This window comes from Serratia sp. 506_PEND (assembly GCF_001076875.1).
In the GTDB taxonomy this organism is placed as follows: domain Bacteria; phylum Pseudomonadota; class Gammaproteobacteria; order Enterobacterales; family Enterobacteriaceae; genus Serratia; species Serratia marcescens.
Genome location: NZ_JVEL01000358.1, coordinates 1 through 6,471, shown reverse-complemented (window position 1 = coordinate 6,471; position 6,471 = coordinate 1). Strand labels below are relative to the sequence as shown.

Here is a 6,471-nt window from a genome sequence, read left to right as displayed (position 1 = left end):
TCCCGTCGGGAGCCAGGTATGGGTATACGCCATAGCCTGACAGTCTGATCAGATTGAATAAGCCTTAATCGTTGCGCAAAGTCGCGTTCACTATCAACGATATCTACTCTCAAAGGCGGGCAGATGTACCACACAGTTAAACTGTGTACTCCCTCTCAGGCTCAGGAAGTGTTCTTTTGTTACCACCCGAAGGCGATCCTCACAGGCAACGGGATCATTAGTGGCTGTCAATTAACAGCAGGGTCACCCGAAAGCGCTCATCACAGACCCACTGAGCATTGGTGGTTGTCCTAAGACAACAAGTAAGCCTGTTCATTTTTAATTCAGGTGCTGCTGCTGTCAACCTGGAATATCAATTTTGTGAATTGAGAAAACAAAAACGGCACAGTCAAAGACTGCGCCGCGGAGTTTGCACCATAACTGGTAGTAGATCTCATCTGACTTCGAGGAGGGGTAGTAGACTCCTGGCGCGCTTTTCACGAAGTCGCATGCGCTTAATCAATCAACCCGAGTGTGGAGGCCATTGATACGGGCTGAAGCAGAATTGTCCATGCATTAAACTTTCCTGCCATCCGCAGCCACGGGGTGCTCTGCATCAAAGCTCGCCCACATTAGCAAAACTTTCTGCGATAAACATCAGACAATCTCTTACTCCAATCCGGTTGCTTTATTTTTAGCCGGTGATTTTGCTTTATAGCGCTTAGCCTTGCGCCCACCTTTTGCATCGATGTTAATGATGCCCTGGCAAGTGGGGTAATTACTGCAGCCCCAGAAAGCGCCACTGCCTTTCTTGCCGGCACGCCGGCGCATCGTGCCGCTACAGGTCGGGCAAGGTGGGGAAGGTGGCGCGGTAAACTTCACGGCTTGCGCCTTTCCTTTCTCCACCAGATGCCCTGTCCACTGCGCCTGACGGCTCATGAATGTGTCGAGTGTCATCTGCCCTTGGGCAATCTCGTCCAGCGCCTGCTCCCACAACGCCGTCATCCCTGGATTGGTGAGTGCAGTCGGTAACGCATCAATCAGTTCGCCGGCGATCGGCGTGGAAAGTAGAAATTTGCCCTTCTTCTCCAGGTACCCGCGTTTAAACAGCGTTTCCAGGATACCGGCACGCGTCGCTTCAGTACCCAGCCCTGCGTTCTCTTTCAACACTTTCTTCAGTTGCGGATCACTGACGAACGCCGCTGCATTTTTCATAGCGGCGATCAGTGTCCCGTCGGTGAAATGTCCTGGGGGCTTCGTCTGCAGCGTTTTGAGCTCAGCGCCAGCTACCGCGACGGTTTCACCTTTTACCAGGGCTGGCAGCCGAACATCATCCGCGTCAGCCGGTTCCTCTTTCGCCTCGCTCGCGTCATGCTGGAACAGCACTTTCCATCCTGCTACCGCTTCGACCTTGCCGCGGGTGCGGAACAATTGTCCACCGATATTGAATGTCTCTTCCGTGACATCCACTTCATGTAACGGCAGGAACTGTGCCAGGTAATGCTGACGTATCAGCTGATAGACCGTGAGCTCGTCGGCAGACAGCTTGCTCAGGTCGAACGGCTGTTTGGTTGGGATAATCCCGTGGTGCGCCGTGATTTTTTTGTCGTTCCAGATACGGGAAACAAAAGTCCTGTCGAGCCTGGCCACGCTTTCGCTCTGCGTTGGGTCCGTGCGGGTAACAGCGCTCAGCACGTCGGCAACCTCTTCCCGCATCGATGTCGGCAGATAGCCGCAATCCGTCCGGGGATACGTGGTGGCCTTGTGCGTCTCATACAGTGACTGCGCGATACTCAAGACCTGGTTGGCGCTCATCCCCCACTTGCGTGAGCAAGCCTGCTGTAGGGTACCCAGGTCAAAGGCCAACGGCGCGGACTCTTTCTTGCGCTCGGTCCCCACTTCAAGCACAACGGCATTAGCCGTTTGCTGACACAGCTGCACGACAGCCTGCGCCACATTCTGTTGAATACAGCGCTTCTCTTCATCACAGTAGTTGGCGGCAGGTACCCAGTTTGCCGGGAAGGCGATCCCGCCTTTCTGCAGCGTGGCCCTGACTTGCCAGTACGGTTTGGAGATAAATTTGGCAATGTCGCGGTCACGGTTCACGACCAACGCCAGCGTGGGGGTCTGCACCCGTCCGATCGACAACACCTCGCCGTATCCCTGCTCGCGGGCTTTGAGCGTGTAAAGCCGGGTTAAATTCATCCCCGTCATCCAGTCAGCCCGAGCTCGCGCCAGGCCAGCTTCATACAGGGGGGCGGTCTTCTCGCCAGGGAGCTTATTCGCCAGGGCATGCCGAATACTGGCCTCGTCCAGCGCTGACAACCAGAGTCGCTGGACCGGGCCAGTAAAGTGGCAATGCTCCAGTAACTCTCTCGCGATCACCTCCCCCTCGCGGTCTGCATCGGTCGCAATCACAACGGAATCAACCTGTTTGAGCAACCCGCGGATGACAGCGAACTGGTCGGCAGTGTCTTTTTTTACCGCCATTTTCCACTGGGCAGGGACGATTGGAAGAACGGACTCCCGCCAGGGACTACCGAACTGTTCGCCATAGGTCTCCGGCTGGGCCTGTTCCAGCAGATGCCCGATAGCCCAGGTGACTATTACGCCGGCGCCCGCCAGGTAACCCTGCTTACGCTGCGTCGCCCCAAGAATGGCGCCGATATCTTTACCCTGGCTGGGCTTCTCGCACAGGTAGAGTTGCATCAGATCCCCCCCGTCAGCCCAGCTGACCTTTAGCGACCTGCTGCAGCTGCGTCATCAAACGTCCAAGGTAAGCATCGGTCAGGTGCGACGCATCCGGTGAGCTGTACGTCACTTTCAGGCGGCTGCCTGCGCCGGACTTGACCACTTCGAGCTCAAGGCGATCATTGCCTTTCCATTCTTGTCCCATCTTGTAATAACTGCCCTGGTTTGCTGACCAAACAGGGCGCGCTTCATCTATGGAGCTCGCGCTCCAGTCGCCGTGCTGATCACGCTGGCGCAAACTTTCCAGCTCTTCGGAGGAGATAAACTGATAATGGCTTTTCAGCCGCGCCGCCGCGGTATCAACGTCCACCGGGAGCGTATACGTATGATGTACATCCTGTCGGGGCCCGGAAATACCGGCCCGGGTCATCCAGGGCATGCCACCCTCGCTGGAGCCACCGCTGCCACCGCTCGCCAGCGAATGGGCAGCGTCACTGATTTTTTTGTTCCATTCACCCAGTTCGGTGCCTGCACACCCCGTTAACAATAACGCGGTGCAGAGTACACCGGGCATCAAAACAGACTTTACCTGTCGATTCATGCTCATGCTTTAGCTCCTTTTTTTGAAGAAGTGGATGACGTTAACACAGCGGTTTTAGTGAGTGGCGGCGAAAAAGCGGAACGTGACGCACCCGACATAATGTCTTCGTCAGGCATACCAAAACGGGTGATCGCATCCTTACCTGCGGGCGTTTCGAGACGGATATCATCACGAGTCACATTGACGGGACGATAGTGTTGGACGACACCGTAAACGCTACGGATCCAATGGCCCCCCCGATCTAACAATGTGTCACGTTGCGAACGTGATATAAGCCCATAGTGCCAAGCCTGAAAGGCTTTCATCGCCAACTGGTCATAACCAACCAAGAGGAAAACGCAGCGATACCCCACTGGGGTTCGGCTAAATACACCAATATTTAAAGGAGACACAGACGCAACGTCTGAAAGAGAAATTTGAGCAGGGATGTTTGCCAGTGTTTTGTCCAGCTCGGCAACAGCCTGTTGAAGCAACTGCGTACCTTTATTTAAGGTCTCTTCCAGGGCGACCATCGCAGCATCGGCATAAGGGTTATCTTCCCCAGAAGCCTCATTGATCTGCCCTGCCCGAAGAATAAAACGGGGCATACTATAAATATCAGGGCGTCGCTTCCCCGACGTTTCAGGATCAGCGTTCTTGCTACGCCGCCCTTCCCATAAACGAATGGCATAGAGGGTATGAAGCTCTACGGTAAGAGTGGATTTTAGTGCACCAGCACGTGTAACCGCCGGTTTTTGTTCGTTGTTCTTTGTTGATTCAACCATTAGAAGCATCCTTCCGGGATTGTGTGTGGCTTGAAATAGTCTCGGCAGACACCATTAGCAGCGTAAGCACGCGGTGAACTCACATTGTTAATCCTTGTGCGACTCGGCACGCTTGAACCTCATGTTCACTACGCAGGTTCCCCCATGCCAAAATCTCGCCATACCCTCCAACAACAGCAGCAACATGTCGCCGACTGGCAATTCAGCGGCCTGTCCCGCACTCAGTACAGCCTGCAACACCATCTCAATGTCAAAACCTTTTGCAACTGGGTCGGCAAGTGGACCAAAATCCCAACGTCACCGGCCGCTGAACCCCCTTTTATTCCGGTGACTGTTGCCCCTGAAGAGGCACCGCTATCCCTCCCCAACATAGACCCGCATATGCCCGCCATTACCCTGAATTTAAAACGGTGCTCCATCACCTGCCAGCCCAGCCAGTTGCCGGCCATCATGGCGGAGCTCAACCTATGCTAATGCCTCATGCCATCTGGCTGGCCCGTGAGCCGACCGATATGCGCCGGGGTATTGATACCCTGACCCGGCTGGCCGATGAACACTTGCCCTCGCCCTTACCGCCGGGAACCGCGGTGGTTTTCTGCAACAAGGCACGCTCACGCATCAAAGTGTTGCAGTGGGACAAGCACGGCGTCTGGCTGTGCACCCGCCGGTTGCATCAGGGCCACTTCACCTGGCCCCGCCCCGGGGATACCGCCTGGCCGCTGACGGCAGAGCAGTTCGCCTGGCTGACCAAGGGGGTAGACTGGCAACAGGTTGAGGGGCTTGACCTGCCGGGCTGGGAAACCTGAGACGTTAAACGTTAACGTCATGATATGACGTGATTATCACCGTCCGTTATGTCAAGCTGCTGATATGGATATCGACGCGCTGTTTACCACACAAGATCCCCATGAGTTACGTGTCCGGGCTCTGGCCCTGCTCGAAGCTCAGGCTCACTACATCCAGGCCCTGGAAGACGCGCTGAAGGCCGGCCGTCGCTGGCGCTTCGGCCGCAAGAGTGAAGCCTTCCAGGGCGAACAGCGGAGCCTGGCGGAAGAGGATGTCGATGCCGACACCGCCGACCTGGAACAGCAGTTGGCGGCGGTGTTACCGGCAGGCAAGGCGCTCCCTGGCACACCGCCCAAACGCCAGCCATTGCCGCCAGAGTTATCCCGTGAAACGGTCCGTCTTGACCTGAGCAGTCATGACTGCCCCGACTGCGGGCACGCCCTGCGCCCCCTGCGTGATGAGGTGAGCGAACGGCTGGAGTACATTCCGGCTCGGGTGGTGGTGCATCGCACGGTGCGCCCGCACTACAGCTGTCCCTGCTGTGAAACCGTCCATACCGTTCCCTTACCGCCTCAGCTTATCGAAAAAGGCCAGCCCGGTCCGGGGTTGTTGGCCCAGGTCACCGTAGCCAAATGCAGTGACCATCTGCCGCTATACCGTCAGCAGAAAATCTACCTGCGTCACGGTATCGATATTCCCTGCAGCACGCTGGCTGGTTGGTTCGGTGCGGTGGGGGCGGCACTGAAGCCACTGGCCGACGCCCTGCGGCAGGACCTGCTGCAGCAAGCGGTACTGCAGGCGGATGAGACACCGTTACTGTTGCTCAATCCCGAAAAAGGTCACAGCCAGAAGGGGTATCTGTGGGCCTACGTCAGCGCCGCCGGGGCAGACAGGGCGGTGGTGCTGTATGACTGCCAGCCGGGCCGCAGTGGCACCTATGCCAGCGCGATGCTGGATAGCTGGCAGGGTACGTTGGTCGTGGACGGCTATGCCGGTTACCGGGCGCTGTTCGACGAAGGTAGCGTGAAGGAAGCCGGCTGCTGGGCGCATGTGCGTCGGAAGTTCTTCGACCAGCACAAGGCGAACGGCAGTCCGGTGGCAGAAATCGCCCTGGCCACTATCCGCGAGCTGTACAACCTGGAGCGACGGATAAAGCAGCGCCCGGCAGAACAACGACGACGATGGCGACACCGTTATGCCAAACCGCGGTTGAAGGCGTTCGAAAGCTGGTTACAGGTGAAGCAGCAGAAGACGGCACCAAACTCGGGGATACGCAAGGCCATCGACTATACGTTGAAGCGATGGGCGGCGTTACTGGTCTATCTGGAGGATGGTCGGGTACCGATAGACAACAACCGGGCGGAGAACGTGATACGTCCGGTGGCGGTTGGGCGCAAGAACTGGCTCTTCGCAGGCAGTCTGCGAGCGGGTCAGCGAATGGCGAATATCCTGAGTCTGCTGGAGACGGCAAAGCTGAACGGTTTGGAGCCGTATGCCTGGTTGCGTGATGTACTGACGCGGTTGCCGTCGTGGCCGAACCGGCGGTTGAATGAGCTGCTGCCGTACGCCGGCAATACCTTCCGTTAGTCCTCTGAAAATCCAAAACACAAACTCACCTTGCAACGCAAGGTGAGTTCACCACGTGCTTAC

General features: G+C 56.8%; 6 protein-coding genes. 3 read left to right on the top strand and 3 right to left on the bottom strand.

Annotated elements, in window-relative coordinates; all coding sequences use genetic code 11:
• Window positions 1–648: 648 nt before the first annotated feature.
• The 3 genes from ADK28_RS11545 to ADK28_RS11535 are packed head-to-tail and all read right to left on the bottom strand — an operon-like array spanning window position 649 to window position 4,035.
• Window positions 649–2,688 carry a DNA topoisomerase III gene (locus tag ADK28_RS11545; protein WP_048795710.1) on the bottom strand — a complete coding sequence of 680 codons (2,040 nt, stop codon included), beginning with the start codon at window positions 2,686–2,688 and terminating at the stop codon, window positions 649–651.
• 13 nt (window positions 2,689–2,701) lie between these two features.
• A complete protein-coding gene (locus ADK28_RS11540) occupies window positions 2,702–3,277 on the bottom strand; it encodes a hypothetical protein (protein WP_048795709.1) in 576 nt (191 codons plus the stop codon).
• Entirely contained in the window at window positions 3,274–4,035 is a 762-nt protein-coding gene (locus ADK28_RS11535; protein ID WP_048795708.1) for a PFL_4669 family integrating conjugative element protein, read from the bottom strand. The genes ADK28_RS11540 and ADK28_RS11535 overlap by 4 nt, the downstream gene beginning before the upstream one ends.
• A gap of 144 nt (window positions 4,036–4,179) precedes the next feature.
• Between ADK28_RS11535 and tnpA the strand changes: the two genes are divergently transcribed.
• The 3 genes from tnpA to tnpC all read left to right on the top strand — a co-directional run bounded on the left by tnpA (window position 4,180) and on the right by tnpC (window position 6,408).
• A complete protein-coding gene (gene tnpA, locus ADK28_RS31530) occupies window positions 4,180–4,509 on the top strand; it encodes an IS66 family insertion sequence element accessory protein TnpA (RefSeq protein WP_049191698.1) in 330 nt (109 codons plus the stop codon).
• On the top strand, window positions 4,503–4,841 hold the full coding sequence (gene tnpB, locus ADK28_RS11530) for an IS66 family insertion sequence element accessory protein TnpB (RefSeq protein ID WP_048795397.1): 339 nt from the start codon (window positions 4,503–4,505) through the stop codon (window positions 4,839–4,841). Before tnpA ends, tnpB begins: the two co-directional genes overlap by 7 nt.
• Before the next feature lie 64 nt (window positions 4,842–4,905).
• Window positions 4,906–6,408, top strand: a complete 1,503-nt coding sequence (gene tnpC / locus ADK28_RS11525) for an IS66 family transposase (protein WP_048795398.1) — start codon at window positions 4,906–4,908, stop codon at window positions 6,406–6,408.
• The last annotated feature ends 63 nt before the right edge of the window (window positions 6,409–6,471 follow it).

Coding starts and splice junctions, on each gene's coding strand:
- ADK28_RS11545 (WP_048795710.1), bottom strand. CDS start 2,688: ATGCAACTCTACCTGTGCGAGAAGCCCAGCCAGGGTAAAGATATCGGC.
- tnpA (WP_049191698.1), top strand. CDS start 4,180: ATGCCAAAATCTCGCCATACCCTCCAACAACAGCAGCAACATGTCGCC.
- ADK28_RS11540 (WP_048795709.1), bottom strand. CDS start 3,277: ATGAGCATGAATCGACAGGTAAAGTCTGTTTTGATGCCCGGTGTACTC.
- ADK28_RS11535 (WP_048795708.1), bottom strand. CDS start 4,035: ATGGTTGAATCAACAAAGAACAACGAACAAAAACCGGCGGTTACACGT.
- tnpB (WP_048795397.1), top strand. CDS start 4,503: ATGCTAATGCCTCATGCCATCTGGCTGGCCCGTGAGCCGACCGATATG.
- tnpC (WP_048795398.1), top strand. CDS start 4,906: ATGGATATCGACGCGCTGTTTACCACACAAGATCCCCATGAGTTACGT.